This window comes from Zhongshania sp. (assembly GCF_041584495.1).
In the GTDB taxonomy this organism is placed as follows: Bacteria; Pseudomonadota; Gammaproteobacteria; order Pseudomonadales; family Spongiibacteraceae; genus Spongiibacter.
Genome location: NZ_JBFHDY010000021.1, coordinates 1 through 20584, shown reverse-complemented (window position 1 = coordinate 20584; position 20584 = coordinate 1). Strand labels below are relative to the sequence as shown.

General features: G+C 52.1%; 13 protein-coding genes. 9 read left to right on the top strand and 4 right to left on the bottom strand.

Features of this window, described 5'->3' with window-relative positions; genetic code table 11:
• The first annotated feature begins 55 nt into the window (after positions 1 to 55).
• Positions 56 to 3226, top strand: coding sequence for a bifunctional proline dehydrogenase/L-glutamate gamma-semialdehyde dehydrogenase PutA (gene putA / locus ABYP33_RS05940; protein WP_373089375.1), 3171 nt, complete (start codon positions 56 to 58; stop codon positions 3224 to 3226).
• A gap of 195 nt (positions 3227 to 3421) precedes the next feature.
• Entirely contained in the window at positions 3422 to 4297 is an 876-nt protein-coding gene (locus tag ABYP33_RS05935) for a lysophospholipid acyltransferase family protein (RefSeq protein ID WP_373089373.1), read from the top strand.
• Positions 4298 to 4310: 13 nt separating this feature from the next.
• On the opposite strand, the gene ABYP33_RS05930 is transcribed toward ABYP33_RS05935, so the two are convergent.
• Genes ABYP33_RS05930 through ABYP33_RS05920 form a run of 3 tightly spaced genes read right to left on the bottom strand, consistent with a single transcriptional unit; the run spans position 4311 to position 9002 of the window.
• Complete coding sequence (locus ABYP33_RS05930) at positions 4311 to 5363, bottom strand: 2-oxoacid:ferredoxin oxidoreductase subunit beta (protein ID WP_373089371.1); 1053 nt, start codon at positions 5361 to 5363, stop codon at positions 4311 to 4313.
• On the bottom strand, positions 5363 to 7219 hold the full coding sequence (locus ABYP33_RS05925) for a 2-oxoacid:acceptor oxidoreductase subunit alpha (RefSeq protein ID WP_373089369.1): 1857 nt from the start codon (positions 7217 to 7219) through the stop codon (positions 5363 to 5365). Before ABYP33_RS05925 ends, ABYP33_RS05930 begins: the two co-directional genes overlap by 1 nt.
• 1 nt (position 7220) lies before the next feature.
• Positions 7221 to 9002: an FAD-dependent oxidoreductase gene (locus ABYP33_RS05920; protein WP_373089367.1), complete on the bottom strand. Its 1782-nt coding sequence runs from the start codon at positions 9000 to 9002 to the stop codon at positions 7221 to 7223.
• 296 nt (positions 9003 to 9298) lie between these two features.
• Between ABYP33_RS05920 and acnA the strand changes: the two genes are divergently transcribed.
• The 3 genes from acnA to ABYP33_RS05905 all read left to right on the top strand — a co-directional run bounded on the left by acnA (position 9299) and on the right by ABYP33_RS05905 (position 14023).
• On the top strand, positions 9299 to 11941 hold the full coding sequence (gene acnA, locus ABYP33_RS05915) for an aconitate hydratase AcnA (RefSeq protein ID WP_373089365.1): 2643 nt from the start codon (positions 9299 to 9301) through the stop codon (positions 11939 to 11941).
• 84 nt (positions 11942 to 12025) lie between these two features.
• Positions 12026 to 12406: a DUF6489 family protein gene (locus tag ABYP33_RS05910; protein ID WP_373089363.1), complete on the top strand. Its 381-nt coding sequence runs from the start codon at positions 12026 to 12028 to the stop codon at positions 12404 to 12406.
• Positions 12407 to 12436: 30 nt separating this feature from the next.
• On the top strand, positions 12437 to 14023 hold the full coding sequence (locus tag ABYP33_RS05905; RefSeq protein ID WP_373089361.1) for a nitrilase-related carbon-nitrogen hydrolase: 1587 nt from the start codon (positions 12437 to 12439) through the stop codon (positions 14021 to 14023).
• A 38-nt stretch (positions 14024 to 14061) separates the two neighbouring features.
• On the opposite strand, the gene msrA is transcribed toward ABYP33_RS05905, so the two are convergent.
• Entirely contained in the window at positions 14062 to 14706 is a 645-nt protein-coding gene (gene msrA / locus ABYP33_RS05900) for a peptide-methionine (S)-S-oxide reductase MsrA (protein ID WP_373089359.1), read from the bottom strand.
• 215 nt (positions 14707 to 14921) lie between these two features.
• On the opposite strand from msrA, the gene speD reads away from it, so the two are divergent.
• The 4 genes from speD to ABYP33_RS05880 form a co-directional block, all read left to right on the top strand.
• On the top strand, positions 14922 to 15377 hold the full coding sequence (gene speD / locus ABYP33_RS05895; RefSeq protein WP_373089357.1) for an adenosylmethionine decarboxylase: 456 nt from the start codon (positions 14922 to 14924) through the stop codon (positions 15375 to 15377).
• Positions 15370 to 16218, top strand: coding sequence for a polyamine aminopropyltransferase (gene speE, locus ABYP33_RS05890; RefSeq protein WP_373089355.1), 849 nt, complete (start codon positions 15370 to 15372; stop codon positions 16216 to 16218). Before speD ends, speE begins: the two co-directional genes overlap by 8 nt.
• Before the next feature lie 279 nt (positions 16219 to 16497).
• Entirely contained in the window at positions 16498 to 18753 is a 2256-nt protein-coding gene (locus ABYP33_RS05885; RefSeq protein ID WP_373089353.1) for an Orn/Lys/Arg decarboxylase N-terminal domain-containing protein, read from the top strand.
• A 350-nt stretch (positions 18754 to 19103) separates the two neighbouring features.
• Positions 19104 to 20584 (top strand): hypothetical protein (locus ABYP33_RS05880; RefSeq protein WP_373089351.1); only part of this gene is annotated, 1481 nt, incomplete at its 3' end.

Below are 20584 nucleotides of genomic sequence, written 5' to 3'. Positions count from 1 at the left end.
GAAGAAAACAGCGCCACCGCAAACCGTCGTCAACCTCCCAGAGGAAGTCCACGCCATGCCCAACACCCCGACTAGCGATCACACTAACCATTTGCTAAAGCAAACGCTAAACGCAGCCTACCACCTAGATGAAGCCAGCGCAGTGACTGAACAACTGGCATCTATTTCCCTGGACGCCGAGCAAAAGCGAACCGTACAGCAAACCGCTCAGCAGTATATTCAGACTGTACGTGACAGGCGTCGCCAATTTGGTGGTATCGATCGTTTTCTAACGGAGTTTGGTTTGAGCACCCGCGAAGGTATTGCACTTATGTGCCTTGCCGAAGCCTTGCTGCGCATTCCGGACAAGGCAACAGCAGACAGCATGATTCGGGATAAAATCACCGGTGTTGACTGGAGTCAGCATTTGAACAAGTCCGGCGATCTATTTATTAATGGCTCCGTATGGGGTTTGATGCTAACGGGCAGGTTACTTGCCGACGAAAATAGCCGCTACGCCCCACAAGAAGACGCCCTTACCGGTACTGCTTTTCTCAAACACCTTGTACACCGCCTTGGCGAAATAGTTGTGCGCCAAGCCATTCTCCATGCAATGAAAATCCTAGGGCAACAGTTTGTCATGGGCAAAACCATTACAGAGGGGCTACAAAATGCAGTCAAAGACGAGAAACTCGGCTACCGCCATTCCTACGACATGCTGGGAGAAGGTGCGCGCAGCGCCGAGGACGCGACCCGCTATTTCAACACTTATAAAGCGGCCATTGGCGCGATAGGCCAAGCGGCAGGGGGGCGCAATATCGATAGTGCCCCCAGTATCTCCATCAAACTTTCTGCCCTTCATCCTCGCTATGAATACACCCAGCGGCATATCTGCGTACCCGCGCTAACAGACAGGCTACTGCAACTCGCCAAAATGTGTTCCCTTTATAATATCGGCCTAACCGTTGATGCTGAAGAAGCCCATCGCTTAGAGATTTCACTGGAGATAATTGCCAACGTCTTTCGTAATCCTGCACTGCAAGACTACCCAGGATTTGGCCTTGCTATTCAAGCTTATCAAAAACGTTGCAGCCGGGTGATCGATTTCTTAACAGCACTGGGCGAAGAAGTCGGTCAACGCATTTCGGTACGTCTAGTGAAAGGCGCATATTGGGATACCGAAATCAAATATGCGCAAGTAAACGGCTTGCCTGGCTACCCAGTATACACCCGCAAAGCAGCCACCGATGTTTCCTACCTTGCCAACGCAGCAAAATTATTGGCTCGGAGAGATATTTTCTACCCCATGTTCGCAAGCCACAACGCATACACCGTTGCCGCCGTGCTCGAACTAGCAGGAGAGCATAAAACTGGTTTTGAATTTCAGCGCTTGCACGGTATGGGAGAAGCGTTATTTCATCAGATAACCGGTAACTACGACGGAGCCTATCCTTGCAGAATTTATGCCCCCGTCGGTAACCACCACGATTTACTACCCTATCTAGTCCGGCGCTTACTGGAAAACGGCGCTAACACCAATTTCGTCAATCGCCTGCAAGATGATAGCGTACCCATCGAATCGCTACTGCAAGACCCCATCGACTATATTGCCAAACTCCACAGAAAAGCCCACCCTAAAATACCTCTCCCTGTCGATATATATGGCCCCAGCCGACAAAACGCCAAAGGCATAGAGTTTGCCAACAGCGCCATAAGCCAACATTTTCTTGAGGAGGTTGAACAATACGCAGCAAACACCTGGACTGCCGCACCATTTATCAACGGCGCAACCACGCCTGTTAAGCAGACAGCCATGTTTGACCCCAGTGACCACCGACGTGAAATTGGTAAGCTTAGTGCTGCCACCGCCGATGACATTGAACTCGCCCTGTCCACTACCGCACAAGCCGTGCCTGAATGGCGTCAAACCCCTGCACCGACACGCGCCGCCGCACTTCGTGAAATGGCGAACCTGATCGAGCTGCATTGCGCCGAATTAGTAGCGCTGTGCGTGCGGGAGGCAGGGAAAACCTTAGCCGATGCGATGGCTGAAATTCGAGAAGCCGTGGATTTTTGCCGCTACTACGCCAACGAAGGCGAACGGATTTTTGGCGCACCAACGTCAATGCCTGGCCCAACCGGAGAAACAAATAGCCTTCGCCTGCAGGGTCGCGGCGTATTTCTATGCATCAGCCCGTGGAACTTCCCCCTGGCCATTTTCATGGGACAGCTAAGCGCAGCCCTAATGGCTGGCAATTGTGTTGTCGCCAAACCCGCTCAACAAACCAGCCTGATTGCGTCCAAAGCCATCGAATTGCTACTGACCGCCGGCATCCCTAAAAATGTTATCGCCCTATTGCCGACCAGCGGCGACTTGACCGAGAGATACCTTGTCGGCGATCCACGCATTTCCGGCGTGTGCTTTACCGGTTCCACCGATGTCGCGCAACGCATTAATCGCAAGCTCGCCGCGCGAGACGGCCCAATTGTGCCCCTAATTGCCGAAACTGGAGGACTAAATGCCATGATTGCCGATTCAACTGCCCTGCCTGAACAACTTGTCGACGATGTCATCACCAGTGCATTTCGTTCTGCAGGCCAACGCTGTTCCGCTCTGAGAGTACTATTTATACAAGACAGTATTGCCGATAAGGTCATTGCGATGCTCCGTGGCGCCTGTGCCGAACTAACACTCGGTGACCCGCTAAAACTGTCCACGGACATCGGCCCAGTGATAGATAAAGCAGCGCTAAATAGACTACTTACACATACTCTGCGCATGAGCCACACCGGTAAATTAGTCGCCGAAGGGATGCTGGGTTGCGCCACCAGCGAGGGTAGCTTTTTTGCTCCGAGGGCGTTTGAAATTTCCGCGTTGTCACAACTTAAGCGGGAAGTGTTTGGCCCTATACTGCACATCATACGCTTTAAAGACGATGAACTTGACAGCATAGTCTCGCAAATCAACCAGTCTGGTTACGCACTCACTTTCGGCGTACATAGCCGTATTGATGAGCGTGTGCAAAAAGTTTGCAACGACATCAGCGCAGGCAATTGCTATGTAAATCGCAGCATGACTGGCGCAGTTGTTGGCGTGCAACCTTTTGGCGGACACGGCTTATCTGGCACCGGACCAAAGACAGGCGGCCCTCACTATCTGCCACGTTTTGCCAACGAACACACACTGAGCGTTAACACCACCGCATCTGGTGGCAATACCAGCCTTGTATCACTAACAGAAGATTAAAAAAATGGACGTACAACTTCGGCCACTTTGCTACCGACGCATTCAATGCAGTAGAAATCTGAATTACCACTGCATGCGAATACCTGCCATTTACCTCCCTTGACATCACAGCCTTTGCCCAAGCCTAAGTTTTTATTCATTTCCCTGCTCTGCTAAAATACGCGCTCTTTACTTTTTATGTAACAGGATCTATCCATGGCTTTTACCGATAAAACCGCCGTACCCTACAGCGGCGATGATCTTGTTCGCTATATTGAAAAGGCCTTACAAGTTAAGCCCCCAGCGTCACGCATGGTTAGGCTTGTAGACACAGTCATTAAGCGGATGTTCGAGCCCACGCTTATCGCCACGGACAACATCCCCCAACAACCGTGTCTATTTATTGCCAACCACGCCATGTATGCGGTAGACGGCCCGATTATTTGCCTGCCGATGTTAATTGAGCAAAAGCGCTTTTTACGACCACTCAGCGATAAATTCTTGTGGAATTCGTTCAATGAGAATTTGCTACTCAACAACGGCATTGTAATTGGTCACCCAGATGTATGTACGGCACTAATGGAAAACGGCAGCGATTTACTGGTGTTTCCCGGCGGCGCCCACGAAGCGACTAAGTCAGCTGAAGATAAATACAAACTCCTCTGGAAAGAGCGTTACGGCTTTATCAAGCTCGCCGCTAAGCACGGCTACACCATTGTACCCACGGCCATTGTCGGCCCAGAAGAGTTTTACGATCATTTTATTGAAGGCCAGGATCTTCCCAACACGCTGATTGGTCGCGCGTTAAAGCGATTGGGGATTATCACTGATAATACTCGGAGCGACTTATTCGGGCCCGTGCCTGTCGGCGTATTCGGCACCTTGATCCCGAAACCCCAGAAATGCTATATCCAGTTTGCCCCACCCCTCGACCTAAGAAAATACAAGGGCAAGCGGCTCGCGCAAAAAACCATGGTTAGCCTCAGAGAACAGGTCGCCGGTGAAATTAATAAAATGATACCGCCCTTGCTAGAACGCCGTGACGCAGAATCTGCAAATATGGGTCGAATTCGCCGCCTGCTTACTCGCTAGTAATGGCACTTGTTTAGCGCCAGCTCTCATTCAATTTATCCAGCACGTTGCGACCAGGGCACAGCTCCGCCGCGCCCAAGTCCCGCAACGGGGTTTTGCTGGTACCGAGCATCTCGTGTAAGTCTTGAGAGTCTTCATCCATATACAATAAGCCGGTGAGGATTTGATCTTTGGCTTTGTTATCGTTAATCAAGCGCAACGCTGAGCGACGACTGGTAATATCTAACTCAGGATCAGCTTTATGCAAGTGCACCACCGAGCCGTCGTGCAAAGTCACTTCTTTAGATTGGCCTTGCTCGTAATCTGCTGAAATTTCTTCTTTAAAGGGCACAAAATCTACCGTACCTGTCGCGGCTAAATGCTCGCGCACATGCTCGTAGCCTTTCGTGGATTTAGCGTTGTTATTAAAGGTGACACAGGGAGAGATCACGTCGATAAAAGCAAAGCCCCGATGACTAATTGCCGCCTTAACAAGCGGCACCAATTGCGCACGATCCCCAGAAAAGCTCCGAGCGACAAACGTCGCGCCTAGTTGCAGTGCCACACTGGCTAAATCAATAGGCTCAAAGTGATTGGGCTCGCCTTTTTTACTGGCGGAGCCGATGTCGGCAGTGGCGGAATCTTGACCCTTGGTCAGACCATAACAACCGTTATTCTCTACCACGTACATCATATTTAAATTGCGGCGAACCACGTGGGTAAACTGCCCCATACCGATAGATGCCGTGTCGCCATCACCAGAGACGCCAATATAAATTAGCTCTCTATTTGCCAAATTCGCGCCGGTTGCCACCGAAGGCATACGACCGTGTACGGAATTAAAGCCGTGGGAATTGCCCAAGAAATAGGTCGGTGTTTTTGAGGAACAGCCAATGCCAGATAGCTTAGCGACTTTATGTGGCGGCAGTGCCAATTCAAAACAGGCTCGCACAATTGCGGCGCTAATCGAGTCATGACCACAACCTGCACACAGGGTTGAGATGGCACCTTCGTAGTCTTTACGAGTAAAGCCCAAGGCATTGCGAGGCAAATCTGGGTGGCGAAAGGCGGGACGAATATAAGTCATTACACCGACTCCTTAACTGAGCGCTGTTTACGCAAGGGCCGTACATTGTCACTACGCACAGCCGTCAATATTTCGCCGCGAATTTGCTTCGCGGTAATGGGGGTACCGTTGTAATTTAAAATCGGAATAAGCTGCCTCGGTGCGATCAGGCACTCGTTCACCAGTAAGGTGCGCATTTGCGCGTCACGATTTTGCTCAACTAAGAACACCGTGTCATGCTCTTCGATAAAGGCATCGACGGTTTTGTTAAAAGGAAAGCCTCGCAGGCGCAGGGTGTCAATCGCAACACCTTCGACCTTTAGGCTATCAATCGCTTCAAGCGTGGCATCCCGACTAGTGCCAAAATGAATAACCCCAATACTGCTGCCCTGCCCCGCTTTAATCAATTCTGGCGCGGGTACGCGCTGCTTGGCGGTGTCCCATTTTTTCAGTAAACGCTGCATGTTTTTTTCATAAGCATTACCATCTTCGGTGTATACCGCGTATTCGTCACGCGAGGTTCCGCGAGTAAAGAACGCGCCTTTACTTGGATGCGTACCGGGGTAGGTTCGATAGGGAATACCATCGTCGTCGATATCAAGATAGCGACCAAAGCGCTCGCCCATCGCCTCTAATTGCTCTTCGTTAAAAACTTTGCCGCGCAGGTACTCTCGCCTATCGTCCCAAATCAGTGGCGGCGACATGGTGTCGTTCATGCCCAAATCCAAATCGCTGAGCATGATGACTGGCGTCTGCAATGACTCGGCCAGATCAAAAGCCTCTGCCGTCATTTCAAAGCATTCGCGGGGTGTGGCGGGAAATAATAATACATGCTTGGTATCGCCGTGAGAGGCGTAGGCACAGGCCAAAATATCAGATTGCTGGGTGCGGGTTGGCATACCCGTAGATGGCCCAGCGCGCTGCACATCGATTAGCACAGTGGGAATCTCGGCAAAATACGCCAAGCCCAAGAACTCGCTCATTAGGGAAATGCCGGGGCCGCTGGTCGCGGTAAAGGCCCGCGCGCCATTCCAGCTGGCACCAATCACCATGCCAATCGCGGCTAGCTCGTCTTCGGCCTGCACAATAGCGTAATTTTTATTGCCGCTGCCGGGGTCAATCCGCAGGCGTTTACAGTATTTATCAAAGCCATCGACCACCGAGGTCGATGGCGTAATAGGGTACCACGCCGCCACCGTAGCGCCGCCGTATATTGCGCCAAGTCCGGCCGCCGTATTGCCATCAATGAGAATTTGGTCACCGACGGCATCACGGCGTTCTAGGCGAATGCCGAGGGGACAAGAATAATGCTCGCTGGCGTAGTGGTAACCTAGCTCCAAAGCCCGCACATTAGGCGTAATCAGCTTTTCTTTGCCGCGAAACTGATCTGACACGAGCTCAGTAAGCACATCAAATTCAATATCTAACAACGCAGCTAGAGCGCCGACGTAAATCACATTGCGAAACAATTGCTGCTGACGAGCGTCGCTAAATTCCCGCTGACACAAATCTTTGAGGGGTACGCCAATAAAATGAATATCATTGCGCATCATCCGCAAATCGAGGGGCTTGCTGGAGTCGTAAAAGAAATAGCCCCCGCTCTCCACTTCTTGAATATCTTTGGCCATGCTCTGGGCATTCATGCCCACCATCATGTCGATACCGCCACGGCGGCCGAGGTAGCCCTTTTCGCTAACCCGCACCTCATACCATGTGGGTAGCCCCTGAATATTTGAGGGAAAGATATTCTTGGGGCTTACCGGCAAGCCCATGCGGAATACCGCCTTGGCAAACATATTATTGGCACTCGCGGAGCCGGTACCGTTTACATTGGCGAATTTAATGACAAAGTCGTTTACTGCTTCGATCTGTTTCATCTCAGACGCCCTGCCCTGCTTTGCTCACTGTGTAATAGAATTTCTGCATATCCCACGCCGCCGTTGGGCAGCGTTCGGCACATAGCCCGCAGTGCAAACACATATCTTCGTCCTTAATCATGGCGCGGCCAGTGGCTAAATCGGCGGACACATAAATGTCTTGCTCAGTATTTTTAGCTGGCATTTTCAGTTTTTGACGCAGCTCGGCCTCGTCAACATCGTTGACCACAATACTCAGGCAATCGGTGGGGCAAATGTCGACACAGGCATCACATTCAATACAGAGTTTTTCAGTAAACACCGTTTGCGCGTCACAGTTCAGGCAGCGCTGGGCCTCGTGAAAGGCGGTGGCAGCGTCAAAGCCCAACTCTACTTCCAGCTTGCGATTACTGAGGGATTTTTCTAGCTCGGCTTGGGGTACTTGGTAGCGAACATCCGTCGCCACCTCACTGTCGTAACTCCACTCGTGAATACCCATTTTCTGACTGACCAAGGTGACACCCGGTGGCGGCCGCTTGGCGACCGATTCGCCCTGACAAAACAGGTCTATTGAGATGGCGGCTTGATGGCCGTGAGCCACGGCGGTAATGACATTCTGCGGGCCAAAGGCGGCATCGCCACCAAAAAAAACGTTGGGGTTACTAGACTGGAAAGTGGTTTCATCAACCACCGGCATATCCCATTTGCCAAATTCAATATCAATGTTGCGCTCTATCCACGGGAAGGCGTTTTCCTGACCGATAGCAATGAGCACATCATCACAGGGCAAAACCACCGGCTTTTCACCGGTCGACACCAAACTTCGCTTACCTGTGGCGTCGTAAACCGCTTTCACTTTATCGAAAGCCATGGCCACTAAGCGGCCCTCTTCGAGAATAAACTCCTTAGGAACATGGTTATCTAAAATCGGTATGCCTTCGTGCTGGGCGTCTTCTTTTTCCCAAGGCGAGGCCTTCATTTCAGCAAAGGGGCTACGCACCACCACCTTAACCTCGTCACCACCCACGCGTCGGGCTGTGCGACAGCAATCCATCGCAGTATTACCACCGCCCAAAACGATTACGCGCTTGCCGATCGTATCAATATGTTCAAAGGCAACACTCGACAACCAATCAATACCGATGTGGATATTGGCCGCGGCTTCTTGCCGACCGGGGATATCGAGATCGCGGCCACGGGGGGCGCCGCTGCCGACAAACACCGCGTCATAGTCTTTATCTAGTAGCGCTTTTAAGCTGTCGACATAATGATTGAAATGGGTGAGCACACCCATGTTGAGGATGCGCTCGACTTCTTCATTGAGCACTTCTTCCGGGAGGCGAAACGCGGGAATTTGGCTGCGCATAAAGCCGCCGCCAGCGCGCTGATCGTCGTATAAATCAATACTATAACCGAGTGGCATAAGATCCCTAGCCACGGTGAGCGTGGCTGGCCCAGCGCCAATCACGGCAATGCGTTTACCATTTTTTTTATTGGGAATGATCGGCATCAACGCACTGATGTCACCCTTATTGTCTGCTGCCACTCGCTTCAAACGGCAAATGGCAACGGGTTCATCTTCAACGCGCCCCCGTCGGCACGCCGGCTCGCAGGGACGATCACAGGTGCGGCCCAAGACACCGGGAAATACATTGGATTCCCAGTTAATCATATAGGCGTCGGTATAACGCTGCGCGGCAATTAAACGAATATATTCTGGCACCGGCGTGTGGGCTGGGCAGGCATACTGACAATCGACAACCTTGTGAAAATACTCGGCGTCGCTAACATTTGTAACTTTCAATTCGCCCCCTTAATTTATATTTATTGGGTAGCGGGGTGCCGGTCTTAAGCGGGGCCGGCACCCCGAGGTCGAGATCGATTACAGCACAGCAAGGCCAATAATTCACTAGAAAAATGGTGCCATACGCCACGACCAGATATTCCCCTAGCAAAAACCTGACTTTATCGTGAGTAATTGCCCTCACTGACCGCACTCCCGCCATTTTTTGCGCTTTGTCTCGGGGAGAAACCTGCTTTTTCAGCTGTCTGTGCTAGGGTAAGCGATGCACATACGACTAAGCTCATAGGAGTTCACCCATGCAGTCCACAAAACACCTGCTCTCGGATCTGATTTGCGGCGAGCAGAGCTACCAGTATTACGATTTGCAAAAACTGGGCGACGAACGCTTGGCCCAACTGCCCAAATCCCTCAAAATTTTATTAGAAAATCAGCTGCGCCATTTCGACGGCAAAACCATTAACGCCGACATCATCGTTGCCTTCTCGCGCTGGCTCAACAACGCCAGCAGCGGCGATGACCTCAATTTTTCGCCAGCCCGCGTGTTAATGCAGGACTTCACAGGCGTACCTGCCATTGTTGATTTGGCGGCTATGCGCGACGCCGTTGCCAAGCGCGGCGGCGATGTCTCGGCCATCAATCCGCAGATTCCAGTTCACCTCGTTATTGACCATTCCGTAACCGTAGATCAATACGGCTCGCCACAGGCCTTTGGCGAAAACGTAGCGAAAGAAATGGAGCGTAACGAAGAGCGCTACCGCCTCCTTAAGTGGGGCCAATCGGCATTTCATAATTTCAATGTAGTACCGCCTGGCACCGGCATCTGCCATCAGGTGAATTTGGAATATTTAGCGCAAGTGGTCTGGGTTAGCGAAGACGGCACAATGGCCTACCCCGACACCGTGCTTGGCACCGACAGCCACACCCCTATGGTCAACGGCTTAGGCGTACTTGGCTGGGGCGTGGGCGGCATTGAAGCCGAAGCAGCATTACTTGGGCAGCCTTATTCCATGATGCTGCCCGACGTTGTCGGCTTTGAACTCAGCGGCAAACTCCGCGAAGGCGTTACCGCGACCGACCTGGTCCTCAGCGTGGTAGAAATTCTGCGCCGCGAAGGCGTTGTTGGTAAATTCGTTGAGTTCTTTGGCGACGGTCTCGCCGAGCTCAGCGTGGCTGATCGCGCTACCATTGCCAATATGGCACCAGAATACGGCGCCACTTGCGGCTATTTCCCTGTGGACGAGGCCACCCTCGCCTACTTAAAGCTAACGGGCCGGCCCGAGCAAACCATCGCGCTTACCGAACAGTACTGCAAAGCCCAAGGACTATGGCGAAATCCAGGCGACTATCCAATATTCAGCCACAGCGTAACGCTGAACTTAGACACGGTTGAACCAAGTCTATCCGGGCCAAGCCGCCCACAAGATCGAGTCGCCGTCAGCGATCTTGGCAATGCCATGCGCGACTATTTAGCCGACAGCGAGCGTGATTTAAACGAAACCGCCGACATTGAGGACATGAAGCTCAAACTCCACCACGGCGACGTGGTAATTGCCGCCATTACCAGCTGTACCAACACCTCAAACCCCGACGTGATGATTGCGGCAGGTTTAGTGGCCCGCAAAGCGCGCGAGCGAGGTTTAAGGGTAAAGCCCTGGGTGAAAACCTCACTCGCACCGGGCTCTAAAGTCGTCAGCAAATATTTAGCTGACAGTGGCCTACAAGACGACCTCAACTCCCTCGGCTTTGATTTGGTTGGCTACGGCTGCACAACCTGCATTGGCAACTCCGGGCCGCTGCGCGAGCCCATCGCGAAAGCCATCGACAGCAAGAACATGGTGGTTTCCGCCCTATTGTCTGGCAACCGCAACTTTGACGGACGTATTCATCCCCAGGTCAAAGCGAGCTGGCTAGCCTCGCCACCACTCGTCGTTGCCTATGCCCTCGCGGGCACAACCCTGTGCAACTTGCAGGAAGAGGCTATTGCGACCGACAGCAGAGGCGCGGAGGTATTCCTCAAAGATTTGTGGCCGAGCACCGCTGAAATTCACGAAATACGCAAAATTGTAAGCGGCGCCATGTACCGCGACGCCTACCAAGACGTCTACCTTGGCACCAAAGAGTGGCAGGCCATCGAGGTTGACAAGAGTGATACTTATCAGTGGCAAGTTGATTCAAGCTATATTCGCTGCCCCAGCTTTTTCGACACACCCCACCTTGCTGGCGAGGAATTCCCCGTTTTGCGGAGCGCCCGCATTCTTGGTGTTTTCGGCGACTCAATAACCACAGATCACATTTCACCGGCAGGTAAGATTGCTACCGACAGCCCAGCGGGCCACTATTTACAGAGTATTGGCGTCGCACCCAATGACTTTAACTCTTACGGCTCCCGGCGCGGCAACCACGAAGTGATGAGCCGAGGCACCTTTGCCAACACGCGACTCAACAACAAACTTGTAGACCGCGAAGGTGGCTATACACTCGCACCTGACGGACAAACTGTGCTGCCAATATTCAAAGCTGCCGTGAAATACCTCGAGATCGATAAGCCCCTCGTCATTATCGCTGGCAAGCAATACGGCACCGGCTCAAGTCGCGACTGGGCCGCCAAGGGCACCTTACTACTTGGTGTTAAAGCCGTGATTGCCGAGAGTTTTGAGCGCATCCATCGCTCTAACTTGGTCGGCATGGGCATTATGCCCGTGGAGTTTGACAAGGAAATACCTAGAGAAATGCTGGACCTGCAAGGCGACGAGCAAGTTGACATCACTCCCTGTGAAGAACAACTTAGTCCCAAGCAAACGGTCCGTATTGTGCTGTCGCGCAGTGATGGCAGCCGCCACGAGGTACTCGGTCGACTTCGCATTGATACCCAAGAAGAGCTGGGTTATTTCCGCCACGGCGGTATTTTGCAGTATGTGCTAAGCCAGCTTAATAGCTAAATATTGCCTCCGCTTTTGGCGCTAATGATTGACCCGACAACTGCGGATGGCATACTCAATTATTACAATGCGGGGTAGCAGAATATGAAAATTCATCTCGAAGTTGAAATAAGCCCAGAGGAAATGCGCCGCTTGGTCGGCCTGCCAGACGCCCAACCATTATGGGATGCGGTGTACAAACGCATTGGCGAAGGCGATACCGAGATGGTTCAACAAATAGCCAAAACCGCTTTTACCGAGGGTATGAAAACCCTCGACCTGTCGGCACGGGTGCTTAAATCCTTGAGTGGCTTAGCCACTAATCGTAAATCAGCAGACAAAACCACTACCGGCAAACCCAGCAGTGACACAAAAATTGATAAAAATACCGAAAAAACCGCTGCCACAAACACTACCTCAAACAAGACGGAAGGCGTAAAGTCCGGCCCAGTTCGACGCAGCGCCAGCAGTAAAAGCAAAACCTAATTTCCCCAGCCCAATTCAAGAGTTTATAACATGGCCAGAAACACCACGGGTGGTAAAAAAATTGCCTCCACAGGCAAAGTCCTGCGGGTCCGAAATGCAATGATTAAAGATATCCCCGCCATTGCCGCACTGTCTAAGCGGGTTTACGACGGCACCGGAATCGATCCCTATACTCGGGCAGAATTACGCGGCCAGCTCAATAATTTTGGCGAAGGTAAATTTGTTGTCACTTTAGAAGACGACATCGTCGGCTACTGCGCCACGTTTCGGATTAGTGGGGACGTCTGTTTAAAACCTCATAGTTGGGCCGCAATCACCGCAAATGGCTACGGCACCCGCCACGACCCGGAAGGCGAATGGATGTACGGCATGGAAGTCTGCGTAGACAGTAGCGTGCGCGGCTATCGCATTGGCCAACGCCTCTATAACGCCCGTAAAAAGCTCTGCGAATCCTTGGGCCTAAAAGGCATTGTCTTTGTTGGCCGCCTGCCCAGCTTATCTCGACGCATTAAAAAATACGGCAGCGCAGAAAACTATCTGGAAGCGGTTGTCAGCCAAAAAACCCGCGACCCAGTACTGTCATTTCAACTCCATAACGATTTCGAAGTACTCGACCTAGTACCAAATTACCTAAACGCCGACAAAGACTCACTCGGCTATGGCGTACATTTAGTCTGGCACAACCCCAAGGTCGAAACCGCCGCTGCAGCCGCCCACACCAAGCGTCACGGCGGCCGCCAACCCGACACCGTGCGAGTCGGCACCGTGCAGTATATGCAGCGTCGCGTGCAGTCCTTCACTGAGTTTATGTCGTTTATTGAATACTTCGTCGATGTGGTTGCCGACTACAAAGGGGATTTCGTGGTCTTCCCCGAATTAATCACCCTGCAATTACTGTCGATTGAAAATCAGGAATTAACGCCCATTCAATCTATAGAGGCATTGACCAAATACACCCCTCGCTATGTTGAAGCGATGCAAGATTTGGCGGTTCGCTACAACATTAATATTATTGGCGGCTCCCACCCCACGCGAGTGGCCAATGGCCGGGTCGAAAATATCTCCTACGTATTTCATCGCGATGGTCGCGTTGACGAACAGGCCAAAATCCACCCCACCCCCAACGAAGTGTATTGGTGGAATATTGAAGGGGGTAATGAGTTACAAGTGATTGACACCGACTGCGGGCCAATCGGTGTGCTAATTTGCTACGACTCAGAGTTTCCCGAACTGTCTCGCCACCTGGTCGACCAGGGTGCAGAAATTCTCTTCGTGCCCTTCTGTACCGACGAGCGCCAGAGCTATTTGCGCGTGCGTTACTGCTGTCAGGCACGCGCAGTCGAGAATCAGGTGTACGTGGTAATGTCGGGCAATGTGGGCAACCTGCCTAATGTCGCCAACATGGACATTCAATACGCCCAGAGCTGTATTCTCACACCCTGCGACTTCCACTTTGCCCGTGACGGCATTGCCGCCGACACCACCCCCAACGTGGAAACCGTGGCCATTGCCGATTTACGCCCAGAGGCATTAAGAGTCGCGCGCAATAGCGGCACGGTGCAGAACTTGCGCGACCGCCGTCATGATCTGTATCAGACGAAATGGCGGGGTAACTGATCGTCAGACGTCCGACGTCTGACGTCGGACGGATCTCACTACAGCGGGCAGCTCACCCCCGTCCCACCTAAACCACAGTAACCACCCGGATTCTTGTCTAAATACTGCTGGTGATAGTCTTCGGCATAGTAAAACTCACCAGCCATGACTATTTCAGTGCTAATTTCTGGCAAGCCCGCTTGGCTTAAGGCTTTTTGGTATTGCTCGGCAGAGGCATTTGCCAAGGCCAGCTGCTCCTCATTTGAGCAGTAAATTCCCGAGCGATATTGAGTGCCAATATCATTGCCTTGACGCATGCCTTCGGTGGGATTGTGACTCTCCCAAAACACCGCCAGCAGTTTTTGCACACTAATGAGCTCAGGGTCAAACACCACCAGCACCACCTCATTGTGACCGGTCATACCCGAACACACTTCCTGGTAGGTTGGGTTGGGCGTATGCCCACCGCAGTATCCAGCCGCGGTGGTGAACACCCCAGCTTGCTGCCAAAACTTGCGCTCTGCCCCCCAAAAGCACCCCAGGCCAAACACTATTTGCTGATAAGCCGCTGGGAATGGTCCTAGCAGCGGGCTTTTTAACACGGTGTGTTTCGCCGCTACCCGCATTTTTTCACTGCGACCAGGCAGCGCCTGCTCAGCAGTAGGGATAACGGTGGGTTTGCGGTAGCGATCAAAAATACTCATGGCACAGCTTCCTTTATATGTTTCCACAAACAGATAGCTACTATGCCTTGATTTACCCCCTTCAAGCCAGCGTCACAAAGTCATAAAATCCCAAGCCCTTCAATGACTTTGGTATAAGGCCAGCAAAGGGATTTTTACAGGATTTTTTATTGCTATTTAAGGGAAAACACGTTTAAATCGCCGGCTCTTTCACCTATGCGGAGGATTTATGCTAAATGAAAAGCCTAGATCATATGCCTTCTTTGGAGGCCGGCGCTGCCACGTGTAATCCGATTACACAGTCCGACGAAAATCTCGACCACCTTATTATTCGTAACGGCGTAGCGTACGCTGGGACCCATTTAATTATCGACTTGTGGGGCGCATCCCACCTCGATGAACTTCCCCGCATGGAAAAAGCTTTTATTGACTGCGTCAATGAATGTGGTGCAACACTGCTGCATATTCATATGCATCATTTCACCCCAAATGGCGGAGTTTCTGGCGTTGCGGTATTAGCTGAGTCGCACATAAGTGTGCACACTTGGCCAGAGCGCGATTACGCTGCTTTTGACGTATTCATGTGCGGCGATGCAAAACCAGAATTGGCGGTAGATATCCTGCAAAGGGCCTTTTCACCCTCTCGTATTGAGGTGAGCGAAAACCTGCGCGGGAGAATGGGCGATGTCTGAGTGGTTTAACGAAACCCTCCACGGCGACTACCACCAAGGTTTTCACATTCGCGAGGTCTTGTTTGAAAGCAAGACCGAGCATCAGCATTTAATCATCTTTGAATCCGGCAGCTTTGGCCGGGTCATGGCGTTAGACGGTATTATTCAAACTACCGAGCGCGATGAATTCATTTATCATGAAATGCTGGCGCACACTCCGCTATTTGCTCACGGCAGTGCCAAAAGCGTGCTCATTATTGGTGGCGGCGACGGTGGCCTGCTTCGCGAAGTACTTAAACACCCAGAAGTAGAGAATGCTGTGCAGGTCGAAATAGACCAAGCGGTTATCGATATGTGCGTTAAATACCTACCCAATCATTCTGCTGGGGCTTATGAAAATCCCCGCGCCGAAATTGTGATTGGTGACGGCATTGATTTCGTTAAGCAGTGCGATCGCCAGTTTGATGTCATCTTGTCAGACAGTACCGATCCTATTGGTCCCGGCGAGGTCCTGTTTACTTCACCTTTTTACGAAGGGATCAAGCGCTGCCTGAAGCCTGGCGGAATTTTCGCCGCGCAGAATGGCGTCGCGTTTATGCAACCCGACGAAGTCAGTACCAGCTATAAGCGCTTGTCGCCGTTATTTCACGACACCGCTTTTTATACAGCGGCAGTCCCGACCTATGTCGGCGGCATCATGACCTTTGCTTGGGCTAGCAACGAGCCTAGCGCTCGGACCCAGGCGCTAAGTACTCTGCAAACTCGGTTTAAGGCTAGCGGCATTAAAACCCGCTACTACAACCCGGAATTGCACGCCGGCGCGTTTGCGCTGCCCCAGTATTTGCTCGACAGCATTGCCTGAGGCTTTACCCGCCATGCCAATGGCGGGTAAAGATCCAATTTAACGCTCTAAGCCCCTACCAAAACTTTCCGTGCGCCCGCCTGTCTTATCCGTCAGGATATGCTCAATTTGACTGACAGCCGTCATGGATTATTGTTAGGGTAGGCAGCCAATAAAGTAATATCATTGCCACCGCTATAAGCGATATTACCAAGCCGCGCGGCGGGCGCATACAGTTAACGCCGTGCGATAGGACCCAGAGCTTTCTGGGAAAAGCCAACACCAACAATGGCCGTATAAATGAAATTTCGTTTCCCCGTCGTCATCATTGACGAAGACTTTCGCTCAGAAAACATCTCTGGCTCTGGCATCCGCGACCTCGCCGACGCCATCAGCAAAGAAGGCATGGAAGTGATTGGCCTGACCAGCTACGGCGATCTCACCGCCTTTGCACAACAGGCGAGCCGTGCCTCCTGCTTTATCTTGTCAATCGACGATGAAGAGTTTGGCGACGGCAGCGACGAGACGGTAAGCCAAGCCTTGGAGTCTATTGGCCAATTCATGACCGCTGTGCGCCAGCGCAACACCGATATACCGGTGTTTCTCTATGGAGAAACCCGCACTTCGCGCCATATTCCCAATGAAATACTCCGCGAACTGCACGGCTTCATTCACATGTTTGAAGACACCCCAGACTTTGTGGCCCGCCACATCATTCGTGAAGCCAATAAATACCTGTCAGCCCTCGCGCCACCGTTTTTCCACGCACTGATGAACTATGCCAGCGACAGTTCATATTCTTGGCACTGCCCAGGTCACTCTGGCGGGGTCGCATTTTTAAAAAGCCCCGTTGGCCAAATGTTCCATCAGTTCTTTGGCGAGAACCTACTGCGCGCCGACGTGTGTAATGCAGTAGAAGAGCTCGGCCAGCTGCTCGACCACACTGGCCCAGTTAACGCCAGTGAGAACAATGCTGCACGTATATTTGGCTGCGACCACCTATTCTTTGTGACCAATGGCACCTCGACGTCCAATAAAGTGGTATGGCACTCCACCGTCGCGCCCGGCGATATCGTGGTGGTTGACCGCAACTGCCATAAGTCGATTTTGCACAGCATTATTATGACCGGCGCGATTCCCGTGTTCTTAATGCCAACCCGCAACCATTACGGCATTATCGGTCCAATTCCAAAGAGTGAGTTTGATCCAGCAGCGATCCGTAAAAAAATCGAGGATCACCCCTTTGCCCGCCACGCCGAAGACAAGAAACCACGTATTCTGACCATTACCCAGAGTACCTACGACGGTATTGTGTATAACGTCGAAGAAATCAAAGACATCCTCGACTCTACTATCGACACCCTGCACTTCGATGAAGCTTGGCTGCCCCACGCCGCCTTCCACAGTTTTTACCACAATATGCACGCCATCGGCGCGGGTCGCCCTCGCTCCGACGACACCTTGGTGTTTGCCACCCAGTCTACCCATAAGCTCTTGGCGGGCCTTTCTCAAGCATCGCAGATTCTTGTGCAAGACGGCACCCAGCGGAAACTCGACACCCATCGTTTCAATGAGTCGTATTTAATGCACTCATCCACCAGCCCGCAGTATGCGATTATCGCCTCGTGCGACGTGGCTGCAGCCATGATGGAAGCGCCTGGCGGCACCGCGCTGGTTGATGAATCGATTATGGAAGCCCTCGACTTCCGGCGCGCCATGCGCAAAGTCGATGCCGATTACGGCGACGATTGGTGGTTCCGTGTTTGGGGACCAGAAGTATTAGCCGAAGAGGGTATTGGCGACCGTGACGACTGGGTAATTCACTCCGATGACCGTTGGCATGGCTTTGGCGATATTGAGTCTGGCTTTAATATGCTCGACCCGATTAAAGCAACTATCATTACCCCAGGCCTTGATGTCGATGGCAACTTCGATGAGATCGGTATCCCCGCATCCATCGTGAGCAAATACCTCGCTGAACACGGCATTATCATCGAAAAAACCGGCATGTACTCCTTCTTCATTATGTTCACTATCGGCATCACCAAGGGCCGCTGGAACTCGATGGTGACGGAGCTACAGCAGTTTAAAGACGACTACGATCAGAACCTGCCGCTGTGGCGGGTAATGCCCCAGTTCGCCGCCAAGTTCCCGAAATACGAGAAGGTCGGCCTGCGCGATCTGTGTAGCGATATTCACAACGTTTACAAAGAATACGATCTGGCGCGCATTACCACCGAGATGTACCTCTCTGAAATGGAAGCGGCAATGATCCCCGCGGATGCCTGGGCTAGAATGTCTCATCGCAAGGTTGAGCGCGTCCCCATTGACGAGCTAGAAGGCCGCATTACCGCCATGCTGGTCACCCCCTACCCGCCAGGTATTCCGCTACTTATTCCAGGTGAGCGCTTCAATAATATTATCGTGCGTTACCTGCAATTTGTGCGCGACTTCAACTCTCGCTTCCCCGGCTTCGAAACCGATTGCCACGGTTTGGTTAAAGAAAAAGTGAACGGCGTTGACCACTACTTTGTTGACGCGGTGATTGACGAATAATATCAGTAGCACGCTTTCATGTACGTATAATCGAATCCCCGCTATCGAAATCATGCCCAGACTCACTATGAGCCTGGGCATTGCCCTTCTTCGCACATCGTTTATGAGTGCCGAAGAAAAGTTGCTTTTTATTAACAGTAACACTGCGGCACTTAACACCGGCCTAAAACAAAAACATGCAATCTCCCTTAGCACATATGCCGATAAACCTCAAAAAAAACAACGCCCACACCAAGAACACATACACAAATAAAAGGGAAAGTTACGCTGCTACTGGATCGCACATCAGTACATTTGTTAGGCTTTATCCATCACCAATATGCACGTCAAATTTCTGGGAAATCCTCTCCATGATCCAGCACCGCAAACACAAACTAACCGCAGCAATACTGCTCACCAGCCAACTGAGTTACGCACAATCTATTATTGCCACCCCCAACCTTTCCGATGGTGGAAGCGGGAGTATTCTATCGCCTGTTACTGCGCCAATTGGCCAGTCTTTAATGCCGACAATAAATACTTTAGATATTACGCTAGACCCCCTCACCAACCCCATCGACGCACAAATTGGAGTGCCACTAATAGATGTCTCATCTCCCGTCACCACGCCGGTACTAAAAGGCCTAGAGCCGATAATTAGCCCTGTCGATGGGATTCTCCACGACATCAGCGGAGGGAGTCTTTCTGATGCACTAACAAATTCAGACCAAAATACAGACGATGGTAACGGCATCGCCAATGACTTACTTGGCGGCGGAAAAAACCGTGACAAAACCCAAAGTTCCGCCACAGCATTACGTACAGGCAACCCCGCAGAGGGCAATAATGGCAACGACAAGCCCGTTGGCAATGCTCAGGGCAAGAAGCCCAAAAACAAATCGCCTATCGAATCCGTCAGCGCCCCACTCGGGCGCAGCCTAACGCCACTGATTGACACCGTCGACGAAAGCCTTGATCCCATTACCAATGTGATCGACAAGCAAGCTGCAGAACCTATATTAAGCGCGGCCGCACCCGCTATTGACCCACTACTTGACGCACTTACCCCCATCACCCATCCGGTAGACGGTATTGTGTCCGACCTGAGCGGCGGTAGCCTTGAAGACGCCTTAACGACGCAAGATTACAACGACGAAGACGGCCAGGGGCCCATAAACGATTTGCTGGGTAATGGACGAACCCAAAATAGTGGCCGCGAGGCAGGTGAAAGCTCGCCCCTCCCTATCGTCACACGCCCACTTGGACAAGTTCTCGATACACCTGTAACGGATCTCGACAAAAGCCTAGACCCGCTGACCGACGTGCTCGACAACCAATTGCTTGCTCCGGCATTGGACGTCGTGGCGCCCATTACTGAGCCTATTTTATCCGCAATTGAACCGGCTACTGACCCTGTCGATGGAAGCTTGGCCGATATTACTGGTGGCAGCGTTGAAGACGCATTAACAAACAGTGACGACAATACGACCGACGGCAATGGCCTCGTGAATGATTTACTCGGTGGTGGCAGCAATACGCCAGCCTCGGCACCAAGCAGCGGCTCGCCTTTGGCAGCCGTTACAGTGCCCCTTGGCGAAGCCTTGGCCCCCGTGATCGACGCGGTGGATAGCGGTCTTGATCCGGTCACCGACATCGTAGACAGCGAAGTCGGCGTGCCTTTACTCGACGCCCTTGCCCCCGTCACTGAGCCTGTGATTGCCGGTGCTGAGCCCATCATTACCCCGGTCGATGCCGTCGTTGGCGAACTCACTGGCGGCAGCGTATCTGACGCCCTCACTAATTCCGACGCCAATACGGCGGATGGCGATGGCTTAGTGAATGACCTACTCGG